This is a genomic window from Streptomyces sp. NPDC002701 (genome assembly GCF_042889045.1).
Classification (GTDB): Bacteria; Actinomycetota; Actinomycetes; order Streptomycetales; family Streptomycetaceae; genus Streptomyces.
Map to the genome: position 1 here is coordinate 874,192 of NZ_JBIAQL010000003.1, position 26,749 is coordinate 900,940.

Here is a 26,749-nt window from a genome sequence, read left to right on the forward strand (position 1 = left end):
GGGAGCAGCAGACATGTGCGAGGACGAGCAGCACGTTCAGCACGGCAGTGACCACGGCGTCGGCAGACGCGCCCTGTTCGTGACGGGAGCCGCCGCCGCCCTCACGTTGGGGAGCGTGAGCTTTCCGGGCCGGGCCGCCGGCGCGGCCGGGGCATCCGAGACCAGGACCGTCCGCGGCACCCTGCCCACCGGCGCGCCCGACTTCGTCTACCTGCCGGTCGACGTCCCGTCCGGCGTACGGGAGATCAAGGTCGCGTACACCTACGAGCGGCCCTCCGTCCCGGCGGGCACCGCGGGCAACGCGCTCGACATCGGCATCTTCGACCAGCGCGGCACCGAGCTGGGCGGCAAGGGTTTCCGGGGCTGGTCGGGCGGGGCGCGCACGGAGTTCTTCATCCGCGCGGACGATGCGACGCCCGGCTACCTCCCGGGCCCGGTCCGTGAGGGCACCTGGTACATCGCCCTGGGCCCGTACACGGTGGCCCCGCAGGGGCTCCCGTACGAGGTCACCGTCACGCTGACGTACGGCGAGCCGGGCGAGGCGGTGCGGCCGGTGTACCCGCCGTCGCGGGCCAGGGGCCGCGGCCGGGCCTGGTACCGCGGCGACTGCCATCTGCACTCGTGGTACTCGGACGGCCGCCGCACCCCGGCCGAGATCGCGGCGCTGGCGCGGGCCGCGGGTCTCGACTTCATCAACACGTCCGAGCACAACACGCACGCCGCGCACGCGCACTGGGCCGACCAGGCCGGCCCCCACCCGGACGGCGAACTGCTCATCCTGCTCGGCGAGGAGGTGACGACGAGGAACGGTCACGTCCTTGCGCTCGGCACCGATCCGGGGACGTTCGTCGACTGGCGCTACCGGGCCCGCGACAACCGCTTCGGCAAGTACGCGCGCCGGATCCGCCAGGCCGGCGGGCTGGTCGTCCCCGCCCACCCGCACGCCACCTGCATCGGCTGCAACTGGAAGTTCGGCTTCGGCGAGGCGGACGCGGTCGAGGTGTGGAACGGCGCGTACGGGCCCGACGACGAGGTGTCGCTGGCCGACTGGGACAGCATGCTGGTCGCCTCCGTGCGGGACCGGGGCGGAAGGGACTGGATCCCGGCGATGGGCAACAGCGACGCGCACCGCGACCCCGACCCCGTCGGCACCCCGCAGACGGTCGTCCTCGCCGACGAGCTGAGCCGCGAGGCGATCCAGGAGGGCATCCGCGCCGGCCGTTCGTACGTGGCCGAGTCGAAGGCGGTGTCGCTGTCGTTCTCGGCGACCGGCCCGAAGGGCGAGCACGCGGGCATCGGCGGCCGGCTGCGGGTGGACCGCGACGACCCGGTCACGGTCCGCCTGGAGGTCTCGGGCGCGCCCCGCTGCACGGTCCGCCTCGTCACGGACCAGGGTGTCCTGCACACGAGCCCGGTCCTGCCGGTGTCGGGTTCCGGCACGGTGGAGTGGCGTACGACGGCCCAGTACGCGGCGTACGTACGCGCGGAGGTACGGCACGAGGCGGCGGCCGGGCCGCTGCCGGGCGCGCTGGCGGCGTTCACGAACCCGGTCTTCCTCGGGCGGTAGGGGCGGGGCGGTGGGGCAGGCGGGGCGGGAGGGCGGGAGCACCGGGCGCCCCGCCCGCCCGTTCGCGTCAGGAGGACCCGGGAGTGCGGCCCTCCTCGATGCGGGCCTGCTGCATGGAGGTGAGCCGCCTGACGAAGAAGAGGGCCACCACGGCGCTCACCACACCGGCGAAGGCGGCGATCTGCCCGTCGATGATGTCGGACATGGCGTCGGTGACCGTGTCGGTGCCGTACCAGTCGCTGAACGTGTCGTTCGCGTACGCCGCGATGTAGACGATCCAGCACCACCACCAGATGTGCAGCAGCGGTCGTCCGGCGCCCCGGGCGCGGCCGGCCGTCGCCGTCCAGATGTCGTTGCTCATCTGCTTGGGCATGAAGAGGTTGACGACGGGGATGAACCAGGCCCCGGCGGCCATCCCGGGCGCGAAGCGCAGGCGCACCGGCGCGAAGGCGTCGGCGTTGTTGCGCATGCGCTGGAACCAGATCGGCCACACGATCATCAGGGCCAGGCCCACCACCGACTCCATGAGCTGGGAGGCGTCCGTCGCGAACGTCAGGACGTCGAAGTCCTGGATCACGTCGGGGGCGGCCTCGCCGTCCTGCGCGTCGAGCCGGAGGTACGCCTCGCCCAGGACGGCGCCCCGGAGCAGCAGGGGCAGCGTGTAGAGGCCGAGCAGGACGGCGAGCCCCGTGCCGAGTCCGCGGGCCGCGCGGGCCGGTGGCCGCGGGGAGAAGTAGTGCGGCGAGGGCGGCAGGCTGCCCGGCGGGGGGCTGCCCAGCTGCACGCTGCCCGGCGGCGGGCTCTGCCACGGGGGCGGGGACGGGCTGTACGAGACGGGCGGGCCGAAACCCTGCACCGGGGCGTGCGCCTCTCCGCCCGGCGGGGCGTACGCCTGGCCGTCCGACCGGACGTGTGCCTGTCCGCCCGACGGGGCATGCGTCTGTCCGGCCGCCGGGGCCTGTCCGGCGAGGGCGTGGCTCTGCGGGTCCTCGCTGTTCAGGAGTTGCACGGCGTGCCTGCCGAGCTCCGCCAGCACCTCGCCGGGCAGCCACGCACGGCCGCTGTCGCCGTCGTCCTCCATGCTCTCGATGTGCGCCAACAGGGCGTCCAGCGTGGGCCGTTGCGCCGGGTCCTTCGTCAGGCACCACCCGATCAGCCGGTCCCACGGCTCGGGGACGCCCGTGAGGTCCGGCTCCTCGCTGGCGATCCGGTACAGCAGCGAGTGGATGCCGCCCTCACCGGTGCCGAACGGGAGCCTGCCCGACGCGGTGTACGCGAGCACCGCACCGAGGCAGAAGACGTCACTCGCGTACGTCACCCGCTCCCCGCGCACCTGCTCGGGCGACATGAAGCCGGGCGAGCCCACGACGACACCCGTCATGGTGATCCCGTCGGCGGACTGCATGGCCGGATCGAGGGCGCGTGCGATGCCGAAGTCGATGACGCGGGGCCCGTCGATCGTCACCAGGACGTTGGACGGCTTCAGATCACGGTGCACGAGCCCCGCGGCGTGGATCGCCTGGAGCGCGCGTACGAGCCCGACGGCCAGTGCGCGCACGGATTTCGGCGGCAGGGGGCCGTACTGCTTCTCCACCACCTCGGCGAGGGAGGGCCCGGCGACGTAGCCGGTGGCGACCCACGGTGTCGCCGCCTCCGTGTCGGCGTCCAGGACGGGCGCCGTCCACTCGCCGCCGACCCGCTGGGCCGCCTTCACCTCCTGCGCGAAGCGCCGTCTGAAGTCGGGTTTGCGGGCCAGCTGTTCCTGGACGACCTTGACCGCGACCGTACGGCCGCGGTCGGAGCGGGCCAGGTACACCCGCCCCATACCGCCTTCACCGAGTCTGCCCAGCAGTCGGTAACTGCCTATCCATCCCGGATCGTCCGGGGCCAACCCGTCCATGCATGTTCCTTTTTCCCCGGCGACGCGTTCGCAGCGAGGATAGGAGATGCGGAGGGGGTGGCGGGTCACAACCCCGCGTCAGTCGGCGCCGGTTGCCGCTACCTGCAGTACCTGTCCCGGGCGGGTCGCTCTCCCGTGGTGAGGTAGCGGGTGACGGTCCGGTCTCCGCAGGCGTTGCCGTTGCCGAGGTAGGCGTCGTGACCGGTGCCGTCCACGGTCACCATGACGGCCCGTCGGCCGAGGGCGTCCCGCACCGCGCGGGCGCCGGCGAGCGGGGTGGCCGGGTCGCGCTCGTTCTGGACGAGCAGGACGGTGGACGGGCCCCGGCCGGTGATCCGTACGGGGTCCTGCCGCGGATACTCGGGCCAGGCGGCGCAGGCGGTGGCGTTGCGCGGCATCCCGGCGGTCAGCGGATACGCGGCACGGCTGCGGTCGACGTCCGCCTGGTAGGAGGCGGCCGACCGCGGCCAGTCCCCGTCGTTGCAGAAGGTGGCGAGGGCGACGGCGAGCTGGTTCTGCATCAGGGCCTCGGGGGGCGGCTCGGGGGCGGGCGGCACCTCGCCCTTCCGCGCGGCCGAGACGAGCCGGGCCAGAGAGGGGAAGGCGTCGGGGTCGTACAGGGCGTACACCATGGTCTGGCGCAGGACGTCGCCGTTCAGCTCCGCCGGATCGGCGCCGGGCCAGGGGACCGGCTCGCGGTCGAGGCGCTCGGCGAGCCGCAGGAAGAGGGTCCGTACCTCGGCCGCGGTCCCGGCCAGGCGGTACGGGTTCTCCTTCCTCGACGCCCACTGGGCGAACTCGGGGAAGACGTCCTCGACGCCGCGCTCGAACGCCGCCCACGCGCCGCGGGCGAACTGGCCCTCGTTGAGGTCGCCGTTCGCGTCCGGGTTGCTGTCGAGCACGAACCGGTCGGTGCGGTGCGGGAACAACTCGTTGTAGACGGCACCGGCGTACGCCCCGTACGAGACGCCCCACGCGGACAGTTTCCGCTCGCCGAGCGCCGCGCGGACGCGGTCGATGTCGCGGGCGTTGTCGGCGGTGCTGATGTGCCGCATGAGTTCGCCGCCGTTGCGGTCGCAGGCGGCGGCCGTGCGGCGGGCGGTGTCCATGGCCCCGTTCACGGACCCGTCCGCGGCGGGCCAGGGCCAGAACCTGGTCAGCGCCAGGTCCTCCCGGTCGAGCCCGCAGCTGACCGGCGCGGACCGGCCGACGCCCCGGGGGTCGAACCCGATCAGGTCGTAGGAGTCCCGCACCTCCTGCGGCAGCGTCTGCCCCTTCCCGGAGATCTCGTCGAGACTGCCGCCGCCGGGACCGCCGGCGATCATCAGCAGGGACCCGCGGCGGGATCCCGGGTCCTCCGCGGGAATCCGGGACACGGCGATACGGATGCGCTCACCGCCGGGGTCGGAGTGGTCCAAGGGCACGGAGACGGTGGCGCACCGCTGCCGGGGGTCGAGGCCGGGCCCTTCGCAGGCGCCCCAGGTGAGGGGCGTGCTCCGCTCGACGGCCGCGGGGGCGGAGGGGGCCGAGGGGGCCGCGCCGGCGGCGACGGCCGCGCCGGTCGGGGCGAGCGGCCATGTGAGCCCGAGGACCACCCCGGAGGCGGCGATGAGTGTCGTTCTGCGCGAGGTCTTCACCATACGACCGAGCTTCACGGACGCGGCCCGACGGCCCCATCCGGCCACCTGGCCTGTACGACGGCCGGTTTCCCGTACCGGGCGGACGAGCCCCGCTCGGGAGCCGCACTCCGGCCACAGGGGTTCACCGAGTCCCTCTCGCCCGCATGGAGTCCGTGGCACTCTCTCCCGAGAAGTCCCGCGACTTCATCCACACCATCGATCCGCACCATCGCTCAGGATCTGTGAAAGGGGCTGACGTGGCACGTGGCCGCGAGATCAAGTTCCGGGCCGTCACGGCGTTTCAGCGGTGGGTCGCCAACCCGCTGTCGAGGCGGCTGCCGTTCCAGACGCTGCTGGAGACGACCGGGCGCACGTCCGGCCTGCCCCGGCGGACGCCGGTCGGCGGGCGGCACGTCGGGCAGACGTTCTGGTTCGTCTCCGAGTACGGCGCGAAGTCGCAGTACGTGCGGAACATCCAGGCGGACCCGAAGGTCCGGGTCCGTGTCGGCGGCCGGTGGTACCACGGCACCGCCCACCTGCTGCCGGAGGACGACCCCCGCGCCCGGCTGAAGTCGCTGCCACGGCTGAACAGCGGCGCGGTCCGGGCGTTCGGCACCGACCTGCTGACGGTCAGGGTCGATCTGACCAACTGACTCACCGCGCGGACAACCGCTCCGGTGCCGACCGGCTCTCGTCGTCCGCGACGCGGCAGATCATCAACCGCTGGTCGGTGTCCTGCAACGGCATGAGCACTTCGAAGTGCACGGCGATCACACCGACGTCTTCAACTCCGCCCGGGCACGGTCACCGAACGCAACCTCGCCGTCGCCGACGTCGTGCGGGAGGTCGCCACGGAGCTGGGCCGCACACCCGCCCAGGTCGGGCTGGCCTGGACCCTGCGGAACCCGGGCGTGACGGCACCGATCATCGGCGCCCGCACCCCCGCGCAACTGGAGGACAACCTGGGCGCCCTGGAGGTCGACCTCAGCGCCTCCCAACCGGCCCGACTCGACGAGGCCAGTGCGATCGAACTCGGCTTCCCGCACGCGATGCTCACCGGCGACCACATCCGAAGGGTGACCGCGGGCGACCTGAAGATCGAACCCCGCCGCTGACCGCACGGACGGCTGTGACCGGCACTCGCGCGACGGGCCCACAGGTCCGCGGGCCTACGGACCTCAGTCCTTGCGGCCCGTCGCGGCGACGGTGACACCGAGGCCGATCATCGTGACTCCGCCGATCCCGCCGACCAGCTCCAGCCGTCGCGGGGAACGCGCGAACCAGTTCCGTGCGGCGGCCGCGCCCAGTCCCCACACGCTGTCCGAGGCCACCGCGATGATGTTGAACACCAGGCCGAGCAGCAGCATCTGCAGGACGACGTGACCCTGGCCGCGGTCGACGAACTGCGGCAGTACGGCGGCGAAGAACACGATCGTCTTCGGGTTCGCCACACCGACCGCGAACCCTTCCCACAGCGTGCGCAGACTGCTCCGCCCGGGCCCTTCACCGGTGAACGCGGCATGCATCCTGCCGCGCTGCCGCACCGCCCTCACCCCCAGGTACACGAGGTACGCCGCGCCCACCAGCTTCAGCGTCGTGAAGACGAGCACCGAGCGCTCCACGACGGTCCCGACGCCGAGCGCCACGGCCACGACGAGGACGTACGCCCCCAGCGTGTTCCCCACGACCGTGGTCAGCGCCGCCCGGCGCCCCTGCGCCAACGCCCGCCCGACCACGAACAGCACGCTGGGTCCGGGAACCACGATCAGCAGGAACGACATGGCCGCGAAGGCCAGCAGCCGGTCTGAGGACACCATGCGGCCCATACTGCCCCCGGGGCCCGCCCGCCCGGTACGGGTTTTTCAGCGGCGACCTACCCGGGCGGCTCGTCCGTGAGGCGCGTCAGCCACTCTTCGAGCAGGGCGCTCTCGACCGGGGTGAGGGCCGAGGGCGGGGACCGGCGCAGGAGCGTGTTCAGCCGGGCCGCCGCCGAGGTGATGGAGGGCTCCTCCGGTCCGGCCGCCGTCACAGCCGCCCCGGCCGGGCCCGGCGAGTCCGTCCCGAGGGGGTCCGTCCCGGGGGGAGCCGTCCGCCCGGGTACCGTCACGTCCGGGGTGAAGACCATCGCGTGCACCCCGTCCCGTACGCGACGGGAGACGCTCTTGTCCGTGAACGTCGCCGGGCGGGAGACCAGCATCAGGGCCACGCCGACGTTGGCGGACATGATGGCCTGGGCCGCCGCCTCGGGGGTGATCGACAACTTGCCCAGCGCCGCGGCCCGTTGCAGGTCCGCGGTGAGGATGCTGTGGGCCTCCAGGGCCGCCGCCGGGGGCGTACGCATGGCCGGTGAGTGCATGAGGCGGAACAGGTTCGGGTTCGCCAGGGCGAACTCGACGTGGGTGTCCCAGCCGTCCCGCAGGTCCTCGACGGGGTCCGTGCCGGGAGGACGGTTGCGCTTGGTCGCGAGGTACTTGTCCCAGCCGTGGTCGACGACCGCCGACAGGAGGCCCTCCTTGTCCCCGAAGTGGCGGTAGAGCGCGGGGGCGCCGACCCCGGCCGCCTCGCACACGGCCCTGGTCGACACGTCCCCGTCGGGAGACTGGGCGACCAGGGTGGCGGCCACTTCGAGAATGCGCGCTTTCGTACTCACGGTGCTCACGGCCGTGACGGTATCCGAGCTCATATGGCGGGGTGGGAGGCGGCCGGGGAGTGCGGGGCGAGCAGGTCGTCCAGGCCGATGCGCGTCAGGAACTCCGCGCGGACCCGGTCGGCGACCTGGCTGACCTCCTCCGACCCGTCGTTCGCGGGGTCGACGTGGACCCGGAAGGGCCGCTTGCCGTGCGGGGTGCCGACGACCTCGACGATCGCGTCGGCGACCAGGGACGCGGGGGCGTCGGCCGGGGCGAGCGCGGCGAGGCGCCGGCCGACCTGGTCCATCAGGCCCGCGTACCGCTCCTCGTACGCGGGCAGGACCGTCCCCTCCGAGGGACGACCGCCGGTCGCGAAGTGGTTCGTGCCCGAGGTGAAGGCGCCCGGCACCACGATGGTCGTCTCGATGCCGAAGCGGGCCAGCTCGGCCGCGTACGACACGGCGAGCGCGTCCATCGCCGCCTTCGCGGCGAAGTACGGCGCGAGGTAGGGCGGGGTGCCGCCCCTGGTCGAGGTCGAGCCGACCCACAGGACCAGGCCGTGCTCCTGGGCGCGCAGATGCGGTAGTGCGGCGCGGTTGACGCGCTGGGTGCCGAGCACGTTGGTGTCGTACACCGCGGCCAGTTCCTCGGGGGTGAACGCCTCGGTGGGGCCGGTCACCATGTGGCCCGCGTTGTGGACGACCACGTCCAGCGTGCCGGTCTCGGCCAGGATCCTGGCGACGGCGGCGTCCGCGGACTCCTGCGAGAGGACGTCCAGCTCGACCGTGCGCAGGTCGGTTCCGTGCTCGGCGGCGTAGGCATCGGCCTCGGCGACCCGGTGCGCGTTGCGGCCGGCGGTGTCGCGCATCGCCGCGTAGACCGTGTGCCCGGCGTCGGCCAGCGCCCTCGCGGCGAGCGCGCCGAAGCCGGAGCCGGCGCCCGTGATGACGATCGTCCTGCCCATGACGGACTCCAGAAGGGAGGGAGGGAGGGGGAAGGGTGAGGGTGAGGGTGAGGGAGAGGAAGGAGGGGCGTGCTGGGCTTACGCGATGCCGCCGTTGGCGCGGACCACCTGGCCGTTGACCCAGCGGCCGGCCGGGCCGGCCAGGAAGGACACCACCCCGGCTATGTCGCTGGGCGTGCCGAGGCGCTCCAGCGGCGGCTGGGCGGCCATCCGCGCGATGGTCTCCTCGTCCTTGCCGTCCAGGAACAGGGCGGTGGCGGTCGGGCCGGGCGCCACGGCGTTCACGGTGATGTCCCGGCCGCGCAGCTCGCGGGCGAGGATCAGGGTCATGGCCTCGACGGCGCCCTTGGTGGCGGCGTAGCCCGTGTAGCCGGGGAGGGCGAGGGCGAGGACGGAGCTGGAGAAGTTGATGATCGCGCCGCCCGGGCGCAGTCGGCGTGCGGCCTGCTGGTCCACCACGAAGGTGCCGCGGATGTTGGTGCGGTGCATGCGGTCCAAGGCGTCGAGGTCGGTGTCCACGAGGGGGGCCAGCGTCATGACGCCGGCCGCGTGGACGACGACGTCGACGCCGCCGAACGTCTGCTCGGCGGTGTCGAAGAGCGTCGCGATCTCGGTCTCTTCGGCGACATCGGCGCGGTGCGCGACCGCTCGGCCGCCCGCCTCGGTGATCGCGACGACGGTTTTGTCCGCTTCGGCCTCGTTGCCCGCGTAGTTCACGACCACGGCGAATCCGTCGGCCGCGAGGCGCTCCGCGGTGTCTCGTCCGATGCCGCGGGAGGCGCCGGTGACGATCGCTACGCGGGTGCGGGGCTGGGGGGTTGTGGGGTCGGTCATGGCGGTGCGCTCCTTGGTCTCGGGGCTCGGGGTAGCGGTGTTCGCTTCCCGACGAGAACAACGCTAACACCGGAAACGTATCGACGCTACCCCTGATCGTAGCGCCGCTACGGGTTGGTGGGCGTCAGCGTGCTGAGGGTGCGCCCTGCCCGGAGCGGAGCAGTGGGTTGCGTCGGCCGTCGGGTGCGGGGCGGTGGGGGCTGGTCGCGCAGTTCCCCGCGTCCCTGAACAGCGGGCCGGAACCCGAAAGCGCGCCCCGCCCGCGTCCCTGAAAGGCGGGCCCGGACCCGAGAGCGCAGCCCCGCCCGCGCCCCCGAACAGCGGGCCCGAACCCCAAAGCGCGCCCCCGAAGAGCGGGCCGGAACCCGTGAGCGCGGGTCAGGTCTGCCATACCAAGGACTGGAGTTCGGTGTATGCGTGCAGGGCGTATGTCCCTACGTCCCGGCCCACTCCGCTCTGTTTGAAGCCGCCGAACGGGGCCTCCATGTTGCGGCCCACCGTGTTGATGCCGACCCCGCCCGTTCGCAGGCGGCCCGCCACGCGGAACGCGCGTGCCACGTCGCCCGACCAGACGTAGTCGATCAGGCCGTAGTCGCTGTCGTCGGCCAGGGCGAGGGCCTCCTCCTCGTCGCCGAAGGGGAGGACCACGACGACCGGTCCGAAGATCTCCTCGCGCACCACCCGCATGGAGCTGGTGCAGTCCGCCAGCAGCGTGGGGGCCACGTAGAAGCCGCGGTCGAGAGCGGGCCGCTCGCCGCCCGCGACCAACCGCGCCCCCTCCTTGCGGCCCAGTTCGACGTAGGACTCGATCCGGTCCCGGTGGGCGGCGGAGATCACCGGCCCGACGACCGTGTCCGGGGCCCGCGGGTCCCCCACCGTCAGACGGGCCGCGTAGGCCGCCAGCCGGGCCACCAGTTCGTCGTACACCGGCCGTTGCGCGAGCACCCGCGTCGGGGCCGTGCAGATCTGGCCGCTGTAGAAGGAGAAGGTGGTCCCGATGCCGCGGACCGCCGAGTCCAGGTCCGCGTCCTTAAAGACGATCGCCGCGCCCTTCCCGCCCAGCTCCATGAGCTGCCGTTTCATACCGCGCCCGCACACCTCGGCGATACGCCGGCCCACGGCGGTCGAACCGGTGAAGCTCACCATGTCCACGTCGTCCGAGTCGACGGCCGCCTCCCCGACCTCCGGCCGCGTACCGCCGACGACGTTCACGACGCCCGGCGGTACGCCCGCCGCCTGCAGCGCCCGGGCCATCCCGTACACGGAGAGCGGGTCCTGCGGCGCGGGTTTCACGACGACCGTGTTGCCCATCGCCAGCGCCGGCGCGATCTTCCCGGCGGGGTTCGCCCAGGGGTTGTTGTACGAGGTGATGCAGGTGACCACGCCCACCGGCCGGCGTACGGCGAGCGCGCCGAGGACGGCGGCCCCGCCGAACGGGCCCGCCGCGTTGATCTGCGGGGGCAGCGGCTCCTCGACGGGCTCCACGCGCGCGTACCGCTCGAAACGGGCCGCCCCGACCCCCACCTGCATGCCGCGCGCGGTCCCGGTGGTCGCCCCGGTCTCCGCCCGGGCCAGTTCCGCGTACGGGACGAGGTTGCGGCGGATCTCCCCGGCCGCCCGGCGCAGGACGGCGGCCCGCTCCTCCGGTGCCGTGCGCGACCAGGCGCCGAAGGCGTCGCGGGCCGCGCCCGCCGCCGCGTGCACCTGGTCCCGGGAGGCTTCCGGCGCCGCCCCGACGACCTCCTCGGTCGCCGGGTCGACCACCTCGTAGTGGCCGCCGTCCGGCTCCACCCACGACCCGCCGATGAACAGCCGCTGCCCGTCGCTCACGTGATCCCCCGGGTCCGGTACCGCGTCACCGTGTACTGACCGTGCGGGTGTCCCGGCCCGACCGCAGCACCTTGCCCGGTACGGCTCCGGTCACCACGTCGTCGCGTATCGACTCGACGCCGTTGACCCAGACCGCCCTGATGCCGATCGCCTTCGAGTCGAGGCGCGGGCTGTCTCCCGGCAGGTCGTGCACCAGCGTGGCCTTGCCGGCGTCGATGCGGTCCGGGTCGAAGAGCACGAGGTCCGCATGGAATCCCTCCGCGATCCGGCCCCGTTCACGGAGCCCGAAGAGCCGGGCCGGGTCGTCCGTGAGCATCTTCACCGCCCGCTCCAGGGACACCAGCCGCCGGCCCCGCAGGCAGTCCCCGATGAACCGGGTCGTGTACGGGGCGCCGCACATCCGGTCCAGGTGGGCTCCCGCGTCCGAACCGCCGAGCAGCACGTCCTCGTGCCGCCAGGTCTCCTGGCGCAGGGCCCACGAGCCGGGGTCGTTGTCGGTCGGCATGGGCCACAGGACCGTACGCAGTGCGTCGTTGGCGCAGATCTCCACCAGGCACTGGAAGGGTTCCTGCTTCCGCTCGGCCGCGATGTCCCGGACGACCCGCCCGGTGAGGCCCTCGTTCTCCGGGCTGTACGTGTCCCCGATGACGTACCGCCCGAAGTCGGCGAGGCGCCGGAAGACGCCGGCCTCCTTCGAGTCGGCCCGCCGCAGCATCCCGGCCCGGACCGCGGGGTCGCGGAGCTTCGCGATGCGCTCGGGCACGGGGAGGCCGAGGATCTCGCCCCAGCCGGGGATGAGGTTGAGGGCGCAGAAGGTGCCCAGCGACATGTTCATCGGGGTGAGGATCGGCATGGTGAGGGCGACGACCCGGCCGCCCGCCTTCCGTGCCTGCTCGCTCGCGGACAGCTGCCGGGGCACCCGCTCGGGGACGGCGGCGTCGATGGTCAGGACGTTCCAGTTCAGGGGCCGGCCGGCCGCCGCGCTCATCTCCACGAACAGGTCGATCTCCGCGTCGCTGAACTGGTCGAGGCACCCGGCCACGATCGCCTCGATCTGCGTGCCCTCGTGCTCCCCGACCGCCCGGGACAGCGCCAGCAGTTCGGCGGGCCCCGCGTGCCGGGAGGCGACCGGTTTCCCGTCGCCGTCGGAGTGGGTCGAGGACTGGGTGGTGGAGAACCCCCAGGCACCGGCGTCCATGGCCTCGTGCGCCAGCCGGACGATCCCGGCCAGTTGCTCCTCGCTCGGCTGCCCGCCCACCGCGTCCGGCCCCATGACGTGCCGCCGGAGCGCACAGTGCCCGACCATGAAACCGGCGTTGACGGCGATACGTCCCTCAAGGGCGTCCAGGTACTCCCCGAAGCCGCTCCAGTTCCACGGCGCCCCCCGCTCCAGCGCGACCAGCGACATCCCCTCGACCTTGGACATCATCCGGCGCGTGTAGTCGGCGTCCTCGGGTCGTGCGGGGTTGAGGGGGGCGAGGGTGAACCCGCAGTTCCCACCCGCGACCGTCGTCACCCCGTGGTTGAGGGAGGGCGTGGCGTACGGGTCCCAGAAGAGCTGGGCGTCGTAGTGCGTGTGGGGGTCCACGAATCCGGGCGCGAGGACGAGCCCGCGTGCGTCCTCGCTCGTCCGGGCATCCTCGTCCACGTCCCCGATGACGGCGATCCGTCCGTCCCGGATTCCCACGTCGGCGACATGGGCGGCCTCGCCCGACCCGTCGACAACGGTCACACCCTCGATCAGATGGTCAAGCACCAGAGCCCTCTCTCCCCTGCAGTTTCCGGCTTGCAGTGCGCGTACTCACCGAGGGGCGCGGGGAACTGCGCGACCAGCCACAACGCTCCCGCAGCCGCCGTCGGAGCTCAGACGGCCCCCCGGAACCGCGTGGTCCGGTGCACCGGATCCGTGTCGATCTTCGGGACGACGTGCTCCCCGATCAGCCGGATCGTCCGCAGCGTCTCCTCCTTGGGCACCCCGACCGGCAGTCCGAAGGACAGCTGGTCGGCCCCGGCCTGCTCCCACCGCTTGCACTGCGTGAGCACCTCGTCCGGGTCGCCGCAGATCAGCAGTTCCTCGGCGATGAGGAGTTCGATCAGCTCCTCGGTGTACTCGGGCAGCGTCTCGGGCCACACGGGGAACCCCTCGGGCCGCGGGAACGTGTCGTGGTAGCGGAAGACGAGCGAGGGCAGGTAGTGCAGTCCGCCCGCCACGGCCACCCGTACCGCCTCGGCGTGCGTCGGCGCGCAGATCGCCGTCGTCGTCACCATCACGTTGTCGTTGACGAAGTCCCCGACCGGCTCCGCCTCGACGACGGCCCTCTTGTACTGCTCCAGGACCCACTCCATGTCGGAGACCTTCTGCACACTGAAACCGAGCACCCCGAGCCCTTTGCGGGCGGCCATCGCGTACGAGGGCGGCGACCCGGCGGCGTACCACATGGCGGGGTGGGACTTCCCGTACGGCTTGGGGAGGATCTTGCGGGGCGGGAGCTGCCAGTGCTTGCCCTGGAACCCGGGGTACTCCTCCTGGAGCCACATCTTCGGGAACTCGGCGATGGTCTCCTCCCAGATCTCCTTGGTGTGGTTCATGTCGGTGATGCCGGGGAGGAAGCCGAGGATCTCGTGCGAGCCGGCTCCGCGTCCGCTGCCGAACTCGAAGCGGCCTTCCGAGAGGTGGTCGAGCATGGCGACCTTCTCGGCGACCTTCACGGGGTGGTTGACCTGGGCGAGCGGGTTGAAGATGCCGGACCCCAGGTGGATCCGCTCGGTCGCGTGGGCGAGGTAGCCGAGGAAGACGTCGTTCGCGGAGAGGTGCGAGTACTCCTCCAGGAAGTGGTGTTCGGACGCCCAGGCGTACTTGAAGCCGGACCTGTCCGCCTGGATGACGTACTCCGTCTCCTCCATCAGCGCCTTGTGCTCGGCGAGCGGATCGGTCTCGGCCCGCTTGCCCACGTACCCCTGTACGAAGAGCCCGAATTCCACGGAGGTTCACCGTCCCCTGTTCGCCTGGCCGCTGTTCGCCCGTCCACAACCTGACATACCGTCAGATGAGCTTGCCGCCGACTGTGGCACCGCACCCTCCGAGCGTCAATAGCTGACGGCCCGTCACATGGCGCTGACGCCCGCCAGCCATCCCCCGTCGATCACGAACGGCTGGCCGGTGATGTAGGAGGAGTCCTCACAGGAGAGGAAGAGCGCGAGCCGGGCCACCTCCTCGGCCCTGCCGATCCGGCCGAGCGGGACGAGTCTGCGGTAGAAGCGGGCGACGCCCTCCGCCGCCGCCTCGGCGTCCGTCGCCGGGCCGAGCGGGGCCGGATTGCTCATGGCCGTGTCGATCGCGCCGGGACAGACCGCGTTGACCCGGATCCCCTTCGGGGCCAGTTCCAGCGCGGCCACGCGCGTGAGCCCGACGATCGCGTGCTTGGTCGCGCTGTACGCGCCGACGTACGCCATGCCGGTGAGCCCGGTGTACGAGGCGGTGTTGACGACGGTCCCGCCGCCGGCCGCCTCGATCTCGGGCGCCAGGGCCTTGATGCCGAGGAAGACACCGACCTGGTTGACGCGCACGATCTGCATGAACTCGTCGAGGGGGGTGTCGACGAGGGCGTTGAAGCGCAGGACGCCGGCGTTGTTGACGAGCCCGTCGACCTTCCCGTACGTCTCCTTCGCCACCGCGACGGCGGACGCCCAGTCCTCCTCCCGGCTCACGTCCAGGTGGACGTACCGGGCCCGGGCGCCCAGCTCCTCGGCGAGCGCCTTCCCCTGCTCGTCGAGCACGTCGGCGACAACGACCTCGGCCCCCTCCGCGACGAAGAGCCGCGCCTCCTGTTCGCCCTGCCCCCGGGCCGCCCCGGTGACCACCACGACCCGCCCGTCCAACCGACCCATGACATCTCCCTGAGCAGAGGGCGCCCCAGAGGGCGCGGGGAACTGCGCGAGCGGCCGGGGACGACCCGCGGCCGAGGAGCGGGCCTACCCGAGGAGCGGGCCCACCCCGGCCCCGAAGGCCGCCATCTGGTCGGTCACCTCGCTGCGGCTACGCGACCGGAACCGCACCTGGATCTGGTGCACGCCCATCGCCCGGTAGGCCCGCAGCGACTCGGCGATCTCCTCCGCGGCGCCGGTGAGCGTGCGGCGCCCCACCTCCCAGGAGGCCCGCCCCACGTACAGCGGTTCGGTGATCGCGCCGACCGTGAACGGACCGGCCGCACCCGCCTCCTCCCGCAGCCTCCGCAGGCGGGCGATCTGCGCGGGCAGCCGCTCCCGCGGGTCCCCCTGCGGCAACCACCCGTCCCCCTTGACCGCGGCCCGCCGGACGGCCGCGGCGGAGGACCCGCCGACCCACACCGGCACCCGTTCCTGCGTCGGCCTGGGCCGCTGGCCGAGCCCTTCGAAGTCGTACAGCTTCCCGTGGTGGGCGGGGAACTCGTCCGGGCCCAGCGCGGCCCGCAGCGCGTCGATGCACTCGTCCAGTACGGCCCCGCGCCGCTCGAAGTCCGCTCCCAGCGCCTCGAACTCCTCCGGTACGTGCCCGGCGCCGACCCCGAGGACCAGCCGGCCGCCGCTCAGGTGGTCGAGGGTGGCGTACTGCTTGGCGGTGGCGAGGGGGTGCCGCAGGCCGACGACCGCGACATGGCTGAGCAGCCGCACCCGCTCGGTGACCCCGGCCAGGAAGGCGAGGGTCGCGACGGGGTCGTACCAGACGGTGCTCATCGCGGCGGCGAGCCGTCGCGGGACCCCGACGTGGTCGCAGCTCGCGAGGTACGCGAAGCCGGCGGCGTCGGCGGCCCTGGCGATCTCCACGAGATCCGCCGGACCGGCGTCGGCCTCCCACGCCTCGGCGTAGAGGGTGCTCTGCGACTGGACCGGGAGCTGCATCCCGTACGCCAGCCGCCGTTCGGGCGGAGCGGGTGGAACCTGCATGAGCGGCACCCTTCAGCTGACGAACCGTCATCTCACCCGGCGGCCTCCATCGTCATAGCTGACGGCCCGTCAGGCAAGGTGCGGGGAGCTACTTGCGGGGAGCTACTGGTCGCCGCGCAGATAGCGGGTGACCATGTCCACCAGCTCGCCCCCGAAGGTCTCCTCCGGGATCGTCCTCGGATCGGCCATCAGCTTGTGCGTGTTCACCTCGACCGTGAAGACGATCAGTTCGGCCGCGGTGCCGAGGTCCCGCACCCGGACGTCCGGATGCCGGGCGAGGAGATCGCGTACCTGACCGACGCGGTCCCGTCCGTGCCGGTCGATCGTGTCGAGCAGTTCCTGCGAGAGCGGCGCCTCCTCGAACATGATTCGCAGCAGCTGGGGATCGTCGCGGTGGTTGTCGATCGCGTCGCGGACCAGGGCCCGCACCATCGCCTCCAAGGTCCCTGGCGACAGGTCGAGTTGGTCCGCCTGCGTCCAGGTGCCGCGGTCGATGTGCCGCACCAGCAGCTCGGCGAGGATGGCGTCCTTGTTCGGGAAGTACTGGTACAGCGAGCCGATGGAGATGCGGGCGCGTTCGGCGATGCGGTTGGTGGTGCCGGCGGCGTATCCGAACTCGACGAAAACGTGAGCAGCGGCGGCGAGGATGCGCTCACGGGTGAGCTCGGCGCGCACCTGCCGGGGCTTGCGACGTGGCTGAAGACGACGATCGGCCGACGACATCCGAAGACCTCCTGAGGGCGGGAAAAGCGAGTAGCCAAAGAGCTGAGCTATTGCTCACAATAGTGCCATGAGCTGCGAAAACAAGGCCGTCCCCGAAGCGGGTGGGCCGTCGTGATCCCCAAGGTGCACCTTCCCGAGTCGCGCACGATGATCACGCTGGAGGTGCGTCGTCGCGTGTTCCTCACGCCGGGCTTCGCGAGCGTGACCCTCGGCGGGCCGGCCGTGCGGGACCTCACCGTCGCCGGCGGGGACCAGGCGGTTCGCCTGTTCTTCCCCCGCGAGGGACAGACCGCGCTGCGGATGCCGACCGTCTCGAACGACGCCTGGATCGCCCAGCTCCTGCTGCTGCCGAAGTCGGTCCGCCCGTGGGTCCGCAATCTGACGATCCGGCGTGCGCGGCCCGCTGACGACGAGATCGACATCGAATTCGCCCTGCACGGTGGCTCCGACTCGCCCATGTCGTCCTGGGCGCGCCGGGCCGAACCGGGCGATCCGGCCGGGATCTTCGACATCGGCACCACCTACCGGCTGCCGGAACACGCGGAAGGGCAACTGCTGGTCGGCGACGAGACCGCGCTGCCCGCCATCCTGTCGATCCTCGACGGAACACCGCCCTCCCTGGCCACCGACGTCTACCTGGAGGTGGCGACCGCGGCCGACATCCGTTCCGTCGAGCCGCCGGCCGGGGCCCGCATCCACTGGTTCGCCCGCGACGACGAGGAGCTGCGGCCGGGCACCCTGGCGCTGGACGCGGTGCGCCGCGCGTCGCTCCCGCCCGGCCGCTTCTACACGTGGGTCGCGGGCGAGTCCCGGCTGGCCACGTCGGTGCGGCGGCATCTGGTCAACGACCGTGGCGTGCGCAGGCAGGACATCTCGTTCGTCGGCTACTGGCGCCTGGGCCGTTCCACCCCTGGCTGAGAGGAATTCCTGTGCAGCAGGAACAGCGTGAACAGCAGGCACAGCATGAGCGGCAGGCCGAGCGGTCGGGCGCAGACCCGTCGGGCGGCCCGCGCCGCCTGACGACGGTGGACGAGGTCGAGGCGACCGTCGGCCGCCCCGCGTCGGTGGTCATGCTCAAGCAGATCAGCGCCCTCGACGAGGGCTGCCGAACCGTCCTCGCCCGGTGTCCCGTCGCGGCCTTCGGCTACCGGGACGCCGACGGCACCAGCAGGACGACCTTCATCGGCGGCAGGCCGGGGTTCGTACGTGTCCACTCGCCCACGCGGATCTCGTTCACCCTGCCCGGGTCCGGCGACCCGCACGGGAGCGACCCGCACAAGGACGTCCCGCACGGACCGGTCTCGTTCTTCTTCCTCCTGCCGGGTGTCGGGGAGATCCTGCGCGTCAACGGTTCGGTGGCCGACCGGAACGGCCGGAAGGCCCGCAGGGGCGCGGAGACGACCGTCGACATCGAGGAGGCGTACGTGCACTGCGCGCAGGCCGTCCTCCGGTCCAGGCTGTGGCAGCCACCCGTCCCCCGCACCGGGCCGGCCGCCGGGATCACCGGGGACGGGCCCCTGCTCCGCCCCGGTGTGGCCGACTTCCTGGCCGCGGCACCCTTCCTCGCCCTGTCCACGTGGGACTCCTCCGGTGGGAGCGACACGAGTCCGCGCGGCGACCGGCAGACGGTGGCGCGGATCCTGGACGGTCGCACGCTGGTCATCCCGGACCGCAAGGGCAACAAGCGGGCCGACACGCTCCACAACCTGCTGCGGGACGACCGGCTCTCCTTCGCCGCACTCGTTCCGGGGCGCACCGGTGTCCTCCACGTCCGCGGCCGCGGCGCGATCACCGACGATCCCGCGCTGCTGGAGACGATGGCGCTGCGCGGGATGCCCCCGCAGCTGGCGCTGCTCATCGACGTGGAGCACGCCGAGGTGACCGGCAACGACGCCGTGGCGCGCTCGCGGTTGTGGACGCCGGGCGTGCACCTCGCGGGCGGCAGGATGCCGGACCTGATGGCCATGGCCGGCGCCCACCTCGCCGCCGGTTCGGCCGAGTCCGCGGGCGGACCGCCCGCGTTCCTGCTCAGGGCCGTCGGCGCGATCCCGGGGGTGACCCGGCTGCTGCGGCTGGTGGCGGACCGCGCCTACCGTTCCGGCCTGCGCAAGGAGGGGTACGAGGACCACCGGGACCCCACGGACACCGGGCCCGGCGCGGGCGGCCGGCGCCGTGGATTCCTGCGCCGACGCGCTGCCGATCCTGCCGATCCCGCTGCTCTCACCGATCCCGCCGGCGGTGGCGGGAGGGTGGACCCTCTGCGGGAGGTGCGTGTCGCAGCGGTGCGCCGGGAGACACCGAGTGCCGTCACCCTGGTGCTGGAGGACGTCGACGGGAGTCCGGGGCCGGGGGTGTTCGACTTCCGGCCGGGCCAGTTCTTCACGCTCGTCGCCGACATCGACGGCCGTCCGGTCCGGCGGGCCTACTCCGCTTCCTCCGCGCCCGGGTCGGCCCGGCTGGAGGTCACCGTCAAGCACGTGGAGGGCGGCCGGTTCTCGACGTACGTGCACCGCGGTCTGCGCGCCGGGGACGTCCTCGCGGTGCGCGGCCCGTCGGGGTCCTTCCACGACGAGCCGCAGGCCCCGGACGCCCCGGACGAGATCGTGCTCGTCGCGGCGGGCAGCGGCGTGACGCCCATGATGAGCATGATCCGCACCCGCCTCGCGACGACCGGCCCGGTCCGCGGCCGGATCTCCCTGCTCTACAGCAGCCGCAGCGCTGACGAGATCATCTTCGCGGAGGAACTGACCCGACTGGCGAAGGACCATCCCGGCCGGCTGTCGGTCACCCACGTCCTGACCGGCCAGGACGGGCGACTCGACGCGGACGGCGTACGCCGTTGGGTCACCGCTCTGTCCCCGGCCCGGGGCGCGCACCACTACGTGTGCGGACCCGGGCCGCTGATGGACACCGTCCGGGGCGTCCTGTCCGGGCTCGGGGTCCCGGACGAGCTGGTGCACCACGAGCGCTACACCGGCGGGGCCGACGGCGGTACCGGTACCGCGACGACGACGGTGCCGCGGGTGATGACCGTCGAGGACGGCGGACGTCCCGTCGGCACGGCGGTGGTCGAGCCCGGCCAGACGCTGCTCGACGCGGGACTCGCCGCGGGGCTGCCCCTGCCGTTCTCCTGCACGGTCGGGAACTGCGGCGAGTGCATGGTGAGGCTGCGCGGCGGAGAGGTCGCCCAGGACGGGCCGAACTGCCTCACGCCGCGGCAGAAGGCCGACGGCTACGTGCTGACGTGCGTGGGCTGCCCGCTGTCGGAGGTCACCCTCGACATCGCGGACCCGTGACCGCCACGGCCGCCGCGCCCCTGCTTCTTCTCCGCCGCTCCGCTGCTCCTCTGTCGCTCCGCTCCTGCTCCGCTACTTCGCCGACGCCCAGAGCCCGTCCCGCGTCAGGCCCAGCAGGTCGATCGCGTTCCTGCGGACGATCCGGTCGACGACGTCCGCCTCCAGGTGGCCCATCTGCGCCTCGCCGACCGCGCGCGACTCGGGCCAGGTGGAGTCGGAGTGGGGGTAGTCGGTCTCGTAGAGGACGTTGCCGACGCCGATGGCGTCCAGGTTCCGCAGACCGAAGGCGTCGTCGAAGAAGCAGCCGTGGACGTGCCCGGTGAAGAGTTCGGAGGGCGGCCGGTGGACCTTGTCCGCGACGCCGCCCCAGGCGCGGTTCTCCTCCCACACCACGTCCGCGCGTTCGAGGATGTACGGGATCCAGCCGATCTGGCCCTCGGCGTACATGACCCTGAGGTTCGGGAAACGCTCGAACTTGCCGCTCATCAGCCAGTCGACCATCGAGAAGCAGCAGTTGGCGAAGGTGATGGTGGAGCCGACGGCGGGCGGCGCGTCGGCCGAGGTGGAGGGCATCCGGCTGCTCGACCCGATGTGCATGGCGATGACCGTGCCGGTCTCGTCGCAGGCGGCGAGGAACGGATCCCACTCGTCCGTATGAACGGAGGGCAGTCCGAGGTGCGGAGGTATCTCGGAGAAGGCGACGGCCCGTACTCCGCGGGAGGCGTTGCGCCGCACCTCCCGCGCAGCCAGCTCCGCGTCCCACAGCGGGATGAGGGTGAGCGGTATCAGCCGCCCCTGGGCCTGGGGCCCGCACCACTCCTCGACCATCCAGTCGTTGTAGGCCCGCACGCAGAGCAGCGCCAGCTCGCGGTCCTTCGCCTCGGTGAACGTCTGGCCGCAGAAACGGGGGAAGGTCGGGAAACAGAGGGCGGACTGCACGTGGTTGACGTCCATGTCGGCGAGACGCTGCGGGACGTCGTACGAGCCGGGGCGCATCTGCTCGTACGTGATGATCTCCAGCTTGATCTCGTCCCTGTCGTAGCCGACGGCGGTGTCGAGCCGGGTGAGCGGGCGGTGGAGGTCCTCGTAGACCCACCAGTCGCCGATCGGCCCCTCGTCACCGGGGCCGCCCATGACCGGGGCGAACCTGCCGCCCAGGAACGTCATTTCCTTCAGTGGGGCGCGGACGACGCGCGGCCCGCTGTCCTGGTACTTCGACGGGAGCCGGTCCCGCCAGACATGAGGGGGTTCCACCGTGTGGTCGTCCACCGAGATGATCTTCGGGAAGGTCTCCATGCGTCGTACCGTAGCGCTGATCTGACGGCCCGTCAGCTACTGGGCGGCGGTCTCCGGAATGCCCGGTGCCGCCGCGAGGTTGCGAGGACGGGGTGTGGGCCCTGTGAGGGGTTGCACGAACTTGGCATGGCGGCCTGTGATCGGTGTCTCCCACGGCTGACGCATCCGCCATGAACAAGGCAAACTGGCCTGGTTGTCATGACGGTTCGGCAGGGGGACAGCGATGGACGGAGTACCGGGAGCACCGGAGCAGTGGAGCCCCGAGGAATCGGCGGCCCTTCGCTTCAGCGTGCTCGGTCCGGTGCGCGCCTGGCGCGGGGCGGAGGCGCTTCCCACGGGGTCCCCGCAGCAGCGCGCCCTGCTGGCCGCCCTGCTGCTCCGCGAGGGCCGCACGGCCACGGCGGGTGAGCTGATCGACGCCCTGTGGGGCGACGAGCCGCCCTCGCAGGCACTGGCGGCGGTGCGGACGTATGCCTCGCGGCTGCGCAAGGTCCTCTCCCCGGGCGTACTGGTCAGCGAGTCGGGCGGGTACGCGATCCGGCTCTCCGACGCGTCCGGTCCGGGCGGCCCCGGCGGGACCCTGGACGTGGCGCTGGTCCAGGAACTGGCGGCGGACGCGGAGAAGGCGAAGGCCGTCGGTGACCTGTGCCACGCGCGCGCCCTGCTGAACAAGGCGCTGAACCTGTGGGACGGGGAGGTGCTGGCGAACGTGCCGGGCCCGTACGCGGAGACCCAGCGCACCCGCCTGCAGGAGTGGAAGCTCCAGCTCACCGAGACCCGCCTGGACATGGACCTCGAACAGGGCTGCCACGCGGAGGCCGTCTCGGAACTCACCGCGCTCACCGCCGCCCACCCCCTGCGGGAGCGGCTGCGCGAGCTGCTCATGCTGGCGCTGTACCGCTCGGGCCGGCAGGCCGAGGCGCTGGCCGCGTACGCCGACACCCGGCGCCTGCTCGCGGACGAGCTGGGCGTGGATCCGCGTCCCGACCTCCAGGAACTGCAGCAGCGCATCCTCCAGGCCGACCCCGGCCTCGCGGAGCCCTCGGCGCCGCTCGCCCCGGAGGTCGCGGCCACCCCGGTGCGGCCCGCCCAGCTGCCGGCCAACGTTCCGGACTTCACCGGCCGGGCGTCCTTCGTCTCCGAGCTGAGCGAGGTGCTCGCCACCTCCGAGGGCCGGGTGATGGCGGTGTCCGCGCTCGCCGGGATCGGCGGCGTGGGCAAGACGACGCTGGCCGTGCACGTCGCCCACCAGTCGCGCGGCATCTTCCCCGACGGACAGCTGTACGTGGACCTCCAGGGCGCGGGCGCGCGGGCCGCCGAACCGGCGGCCGTCCTGGGCGCCTTCCTTCGCGCCCTGGGCACCGCGGACTCGGCCATCCCCGACACCCTGGACGAGCGGGCCGCCCTGTACCGCTCGGTCCTGGACGGCCGCCGGGTCCTGGTGCTGCTGGACAACGCCCGGGACGCGGCCCAGGTGCGGCCCCTGCTGCCCGGCACGGAAGGGTGCGCCGCGCTGGTGACCTCGCGGGTGCGGATGGTCGACCTGGCCGGTGCGCACCTGGTGGACCTCGACGTGATGTCCCCGGAGGAGGCCCTCCAGCTCTTCACGAAGATCGTGGGCGCGGAGCGGGTCGCCTCGGAGCGGCAGTCGGCGCTGGACGTGGTGGCCGCCTGCGGCTTCCTGCCGCTGGCGATCAGGATCGCCGCGTCCCGGCTGGCGGCCCGGCGCACCTGGACGGTCTCGGTCCTGGCGGACAAGCTCGCGGACGAGCGGCGGCGCCTGGACGAGCTGCAGGCCGGCGACCTGGCCGTGAAGGCCACCTTCGAGCTGGGCTACGGCCAGCTGGAGGCGGTCCAGGCCCGCGCCTTCAGGCTGCTCGGCCTCGCGGACGGCCCTGACATCTCGCTGGCGGCGGCCGCCGCGGTGCTGGACCTCCCGGTCGAGGAGGCGGAGGACGTACTGGAGTCCCTCGTTGACACCTCGCTCCTGGAGTCGGCCGCGCCCGGCCGCTACCGCTACCACGATCTGGTCCGGCTCTACGCGCGTGCGTGCGCCGAGCGGGACGAACAGCCGCCGGGCGAACGCACGTCCGCGTTGTCGCGCCTGCTCGACTTCTACCTGGCCACGGCGGCGGGCGTGTACGCGATCGAACGGCCGGGGGACCGGCTCGTGGACCACCTGGAGACCACCGAGTACCGCGGGCTGGAGTTCGACGACGGCGCGGCCGCCCTCGACTGGCTCTACACCGAGGCGGCCTCCCTGCTGGCCTGCGTACGGCAGTCCGTCGGCACGGACAGGCAGTGCCGCGCCGTCGACCTCCTCTGGGCGGCCAAGGACCTCACCGAGTCCGGGGCGAACTCCCACCAGTACGAGACGACGGCCAGGGCGATGTGCGAGGCCACCCGGAGCGTGGGGGACGCCCACGCGGAAGGCCGGGCCCGGACGATCCTCACCGACGTCCTCCTGGTCTCCGGCCGCATCGAGCAGGCGGAGGAAGAGGCCCGGCTCGCCATGGACCTCGCGGGCTCCGCGCAGGATGCCACCGCCATCAGCTGGGTCGCCAACAACCGGGGACTCATCTGCCTGCACCAGGGCCGCCCCGCGGACGGCAAGGGCTTCTTCGACCAGGCCATAGAGCTGCTGCGGGCGGCGGACAACCGGCCGTTCGAGGCGACCAGCCTCTGCAACCTCTCGCGCGCCCACCTGGGCATGGGCAACATCACCAAGGCGGTCGAGATCGCCCAGCGCGGCGTCGCGATCCATGCCGAGTTCGGCCGGACCGTGCGCCTCGCCAACAGCCACTACGCCGTGGGCATCGCGCTGCACATGGCGGGCCGGCACTCCGAGGCCCTCGGCCACTTCTCCGAGGCCCTGGGCATCCTCGGGGACCACCGGCAGCGGCTCTGGGAGGGGACGACGCACTTCCGCATCGCCGAGGTGCATCTGGCCGCCCGTCGCCCCGCCCAGGCCGCCCAGCACGCCGAACAGGCGCTCGCGCTCCGGTGCATCGGCGGTGACCGTATGCGGGGCAACGTCCTGACGCTCCTGGGGCGGGCCCTGTCGGTGCTGGGGCAGGTGGACCGGGCCACGGCCTGCTGGCGCGACGCCCTCAGCCTCTACGAAGGGTGCGGTGCCGTGGAGGCCGCGGAGGTACGCGCCCTGCTCACCCCCGCGACGGCCGCCTGAAGGACCGCCTCCGACCTGGGCGGATGCAGACGTTCAGCGTTTGTTTATCGCCGCGCGTCACTCTCTACCTGTCACACCGTCGCGTCGGGGGGCAGACGGTCTGACCAGGAGCCCGACCGGCTAGTCTGCGGCTCCGAACGCCCGTCCGGCGGCCCTCGGGGGAGCCTCCGGACGGGCGTTCCTCACTCGTCACCACAGCAGAGGGAGTCAACCCCATGAGCGACAAGAAGAAGGACACGGACGCGGCTCTGCCGGACGACTCGGTCAAGGACGAGACCATCACCACGATGGACAACCCGATGCCGACGCCCACTGCCGGACCTGACGTCGTGACGATGGACAACCCGATGCCGACGCCGACCGCCGGACCCGACGCCACGGCCATGGACAACCCGATGCCGACGCCGACGAAGGACCCGGACGCCGTCACCCTGGACAACCCCATGCCGAGCGAGCCCGCCAAGGGCGCCGTCACGACGCTGGACAACCCGATGCCGGCGCCGCCGTCACTCGGCCTGGACAACAAGTAGGGACTTTTCTCCCGACGGGGATCGGCCGCGGTGGCGCGGAGGGGGAGCCACCGCGGCCGAAGTCTGTCCGCGGCAGGGTTCAGGCAGGCAAGCAGACAAGCAGACAGACAAGAGGCAGGCAGGCGACGCCCGCTCGGCTCACGCGCAGAGTTCGTCGTCGATCAGGGCGTTCTGGGCGCGCTGGGACGACAGGTCCGCCGAGCCGTCGCCGGTCGCGTTCAGGACGACGGCCCGGCGGCCGTCCGCGCTGACGCCGTCGCGGGTCGTGTAGCCCGGCAGGTCGCCGCCGTGGCTGTAGTACGCGCCGCCGCAGGACAGCGGGACCTCCATCAGGCCGAGGCCGTACCGTACGCCGGGCCACGCGGGGTCCAGCTCCGGGGCCGGCACGGTCGTCCTCATCTCCGCCAGCTCCGCCGGGCGCAGCAGCCGCCCGCCGAGGAGCGCCCGGAAGAAACGGGTCAGGTCGGCCGTCGTACTGACCATGGAGCCCGCCGCGCCCCCCGCGGAGGGGTTGAACTCGGTGACGTCGATCGCCGGCCGCGCCTCCTCGAAGCTGGAGTAGCCGCGCAGATGACGGCCCGGGATCCGGGCGTACGTCGTCGGGGCCAGGGTGTCGCGCAGGCCCAGCGGGTGGATGACGCGCTCGCCGACCTCCCGCTCCCAGCTGTGCCCCGTCACCTTCTGGATGATCATCCCGGCGAGGATGTAGTTGGTGTTGGAGTACCCCCACGCGGCACCGGGCTCGAAGGCCGGGGCGTGCCGCGTCGCGATGGCGACCAGCTCCTCCGGGCTCCAGGTGGTGTACCGGCCGGCCTGGTAGCCGGCCGTACTGGCGAACTCCGGGAAGTCCGCCGTGTAGTCGAACAGCCCGCTGGTGTGCTGGAGCAGCTGCCGTACGGTGATCGCGCCGCCGTCGTTGCCGTTGCCGGACACGGCTCCGGGCAGCCAGTGCTCCACGGTGTCGTCCAGCGACAGCCGCCCCTCGCCGACGAGTTGCAGCACCACCGTGGCGACGAACGTCTTGGTGGCGCTGGCGACACGGAACCTGTCACCGGGGCGCGGGACCTCGCCGGTCTCCCGGTCGGCGACGCCGCCGGTGGCGTACCGCACGCCGCGCGGGCCCGTCGACCGGGCCACGACGCCCACGGTCCCGGTCCGCATGATCGCGTCCACGTGTGTCTGCAGCGTCTCGCTGTACGCCGGCCCGGCCGCGGAGCCGGCGATGCCGTCGGCGCCCGCCGCGGGCAGGGTCAGGCCGACGCCTGCCAGCGCGGTCACCAGGGTCGTGACCACCAGCCGGGAGGTGAGCTTGGTCTTCATCGGTCGCGGGCTCCTCGGGTGTCGTGTCGATCGGACCGCGGTCGCGGCGTGCCCACCACGCTAGGAACTCCAGCCACACACCACGATCGGGCAGACACCCCACCCACCGGGGGCGCCTGCCCCCGGCCAC

The 26,749-nt window shown here is 72.6% G+C and carries 20 protein-coding genes and 1 pseudogene; 7 read left to right on the forward strand and 14 right to left on the reverse strand.

Annotated features, from left to right (window positions below; translation table 11 throughout):
• The first annotated feature begins 13 nt into the window (after positions 1 to 13).
• A complete protein-coding gene (locus ACFYXC_RS12260) occupies positions 14 to 1,567 on the forward strand; it encodes a CehA/McbA family metallohydrolase (RefSeq protein ID WP_389549881.1) in 1,554 nt (517 codons plus the stop codon).
• 67 nt (positions 1,568 to 1,634) lie between these two features.
• On the opposite strand, the gene ACFYXC_RS12265 is transcribed toward ACFYXC_RS12260, so the two are convergent.
• Together ACFYXC_RS12265 and ACFYXC_RS12270 are read right to left on the reverse strand one after the other, a co-directional pair.
• Positions 1,635 to 3,467: a DUF4328 domain-containing protein gene (locus ACFYXC_RS12265; RefSeq protein ID WP_389549884.1), complete on the reverse strand. Its 1,833-nt coding sequence runs from the start codon at positions 3,465 to 3,467 to the stop codon at positions 1,635 to 1,637.
• Between the two features lie 98 nt (positions 3,468 to 3,565).
• Complete coding sequence (locus ACFYXC_RS12270) at positions 3,566 to 5,107, reverse strand: alpha/beta hydrolase (RefSeq protein WP_389549887.1); 1,542 nt, start codon at positions 5,105 to 5,107, stop codon at positions 3,566 to 3,568.
• 236 nt (positions 5,108 to 5,343) lie between these two features.
• Between ACFYXC_RS12270 and ACFYXC_RS12275 the strand changes: the two genes are divergently transcribed.
• Together ACFYXC_RS12275 and ACFYXC_RS12280 are read left to right on the forward strand one after the other, a co-directional pair.
• The gene (locus ACFYXC_RS12275; protein ID WP_388913412.1) at positions 5,344 to 5,739 is read left to right on the forward strand and encodes a nitroreductase/quinone reductase family protein; all 396 of its coding nucleotides are present in this window, start codon (positions 5,344 to 5,346) and stop codon (positions 5,737 to 5,739) included.
• A 144-nt stretch (positions 5,740 to 5,883) separates the two neighbouring features.
• Positions 5,884 to 6,201, forward strand: a pseudogene (locus tag ACFYXC_RS12280) (aldo/keto reductase); the annotation flags it as partial.
• Positions 6,202 to 6,264: 63 nt separating this feature from the next.
• On the opposite strand, the gene ACFYXC_RS12285 reads toward ACFYXC_RS12280, so the two are convergent.
• The 10 genes from ACFYXC_RS12285 to ACFYXC_RS12330 all read right to left on the reverse strand — a co-directional run bounded on the left by ACFYXC_RS12285 (position 6,265) and on the right by ACFYXC_RS12330 (position 16,990).
• Positions 6,265 to 6,903 (reverse strand): LysE family translocator, encoded by a 639-nt coding sequence (locus ACFYXC_RS12285; RefSeq protein WP_388913409.1) that lies wholly within the window; start codon positions 6,901 to 6,903, stop codon positions 6,265 to 6,267.
• Between the two features lie 56 nt (positions 6,904 to 6,959).
• A complete protein-coding gene (locus tag ACFYXC_RS12290) occupies positions 6,960 to 7,769 on the reverse strand; it encodes a TetR/AcrR family transcriptional regulator (RefSeq protein ID WP_389549891.1) in 810 nt (269 codons plus the stop codon).
• Positions 7,766 to 8,680, reverse strand: coding sequence for an SDR family NAD(P)-dependent oxidoreductase (locus tag ACFYXC_RS12295; protein WP_389549894.1), 915 nt, complete (start codon positions 8,678 to 8,680; stop codon positions 7,766 to 7,768). Before ACFYXC_RS12295 ends, ACFYXC_RS12290 begins: the two co-directional genes overlap by 4 nt.
• Before the next feature lie 78 nt (positions 8,681 to 8,758).
• A complete protein-coding gene (locus ACFYXC_RS12300) occupies positions 8,759 to 9,514 on the reverse strand; it encodes an SDR family oxidoreductase (protein ID WP_389549897.1) in 756 nt (251 codons plus the stop codon).
• Between the two features lie 378 nt (positions 9,515 to 9,892).
• Positions 9,893 to 11,344: an aldehyde dehydrogenase family protein gene (locus ACFYXC_RS12305; protein ID WP_389549899.1), complete on the reverse strand. Its 1,452-nt coding sequence runs from the start codon at positions 11,342 to 11,344 to the stop codon at positions 9,893 to 9,895.
• A 25-nt stretch (positions 11,345 to 11,369) separates the two neighbouring features.
• Entirely contained in the window at positions 11,370 to 13,100 is a 1,731-nt protein-coding gene (locus ACFYXC_RS12310) for an amidohydrolase family protein (RefSeq protein ID WP_389549902.1), read from the reverse strand.
• A gap of 107 nt (positions 13,101 to 13,207) precedes the next feature.
• Positions 13,208 to 14,326, reverse strand: coding sequence for an LLM class flavin-dependent oxidoreductase (locus tag ACFYXC_RS12315; protein ID WP_389549905.1), 1,119 nt, complete (start codon positions 14,324 to 14,326; stop codon positions 13,208 to 13,210).
• 123 nt (positions 14,327 to 14,449) lie between these two features.
• Complete coding sequence (locus ACFYXC_RS12320; RefSeq protein ID WP_389549908.1) at positions 14,450 to 15,232, reverse strand: SDR family NAD(P)-dependent oxidoreductase; 783 nt, start codon at positions 15,230 to 15,232, stop codon at positions 14,450 to 14,452.
• 84 nt (positions 15,233 to 15,316) lie between these two features.
• Complete coding sequence (locus ACFYXC_RS12325; RefSeq protein ID WP_389549911.1) at positions 15,317 to 16,267, reverse strand: TIGR03619 family F420-dependent LLM class oxidoreductase; 951 nt, start codon at positions 16,265 to 16,267, stop codon at positions 15,317 to 15,319.
• Positions 16,268 to 16,369: 102 nt separating this feature from the next.
• Positions 16,370 to 16,990, reverse strand: coding sequence for a TetR/AcrR family transcriptional regulator (locus tag ACFYXC_RS12330; protein ID WP_389549914.1), 621 nt, complete (start codon positions 16,988 to 16,990; stop codon positions 16,370 to 16,372).
• Between the two features lie 111 nt (positions 16,991 to 17,101).
• Here ACFYXC_RS12330 and ACFYXC_RS12335 point away from each other — a divergent pair, with 111 nt between their 5' ends.
• Together ACFYXC_RS12335 and ACFYXC_RS12340 are read left to right on the forward strand one after the other, a co-directional pair.
• A complete protein-coding gene (locus tag ACFYXC_RS12335) occupies positions 17,102 to 17,908 on the forward strand; it encodes a siderophore-interacting protein (RefSeq protein ID WP_389549916.1) in 807 nt (268 codons plus the stop codon).
• A gap of 107 nt (positions 17,909 to 18,015) precedes the next feature.
• Positions 18,016 to 20,286, forward strand: coding sequence for a 2Fe-2S iron-sulfur cluster-binding protein (locus ACFYXC_RS12340; protein WP_389550055.1), 2,271 nt, complete (start codon positions 18,016 to 18,018; stop codon positions 20,284 to 20,286).
• Between the two features lie 72 nt (positions 20,287 to 20,358).
• On the opposite strand, the gene ACFYXC_RS12345 is transcribed toward ACFYXC_RS12340, so the two are convergent.
• Positions 20,359 to 21,582 carry an amidohydrolase family protein gene (locus tag ACFYXC_RS12345; protein ID WP_388913374.1) on the reverse strand — a complete coding sequence of 408 codons (1,224 nt, stop codon included), beginning with the start codon at positions 21,580 to 21,582 and terminating at the stop codon, positions 20,359 to 20,361.
• A gap of 223 nt (positions 21,583 to 21,805) precedes the next feature.
• On the opposite strand from ACFYXC_RS12345, the gene ACFYXC_RS12350 reads away from it, so the two are divergent.
• Together ACFYXC_RS12350 and ACFYXC_RS12355 are read left to right on the forward strand one after the other, a co-directional pair.
• Positions 21,806 to 24,769: a BTAD domain-containing putative transcriptional regulator gene (locus tag ACFYXC_RS12350; RefSeq protein ID WP_389549920.1), complete on the forward strand. Its 2,964-nt coding sequence runs from the start codon at positions 21,806 to 21,808 to the stop codon at positions 24,767 to 24,769.
• Between the two features lie 215 nt (positions 24,770 to 24,984).
• Positions 24,985 to 25,299 (forward strand): hypothetical protein, encoded by a 315-nt coding sequence (locus tag ACFYXC_RS12355; protein WP_389549923.1) that lies wholly within the window; start codon positions 24,985 to 24,987, stop codon positions 25,297 to 25,299.
• A 138-nt stretch (positions 25,300 to 25,437) separates the two neighbouring features.
• On the opposite strand, the gene ACFYXC_RS12360 is transcribed toward ACFYXC_RS12355, so the two are convergent.
• The gene (locus ACFYXC_RS12360) at positions 25,438 to 26,619 is read right to left on the reverse strand and encodes a serine hydrolase domain-containing protein (protein WP_388913365.1); all 1,182 of its coding nucleotides are present in this window, start codon (positions 26,617 to 26,619) and stop codon (positions 25,438 to 25,440) included.
• Between the last annotated feature and the right edge of the window lie 130 nt (positions 26,620 to 26,749).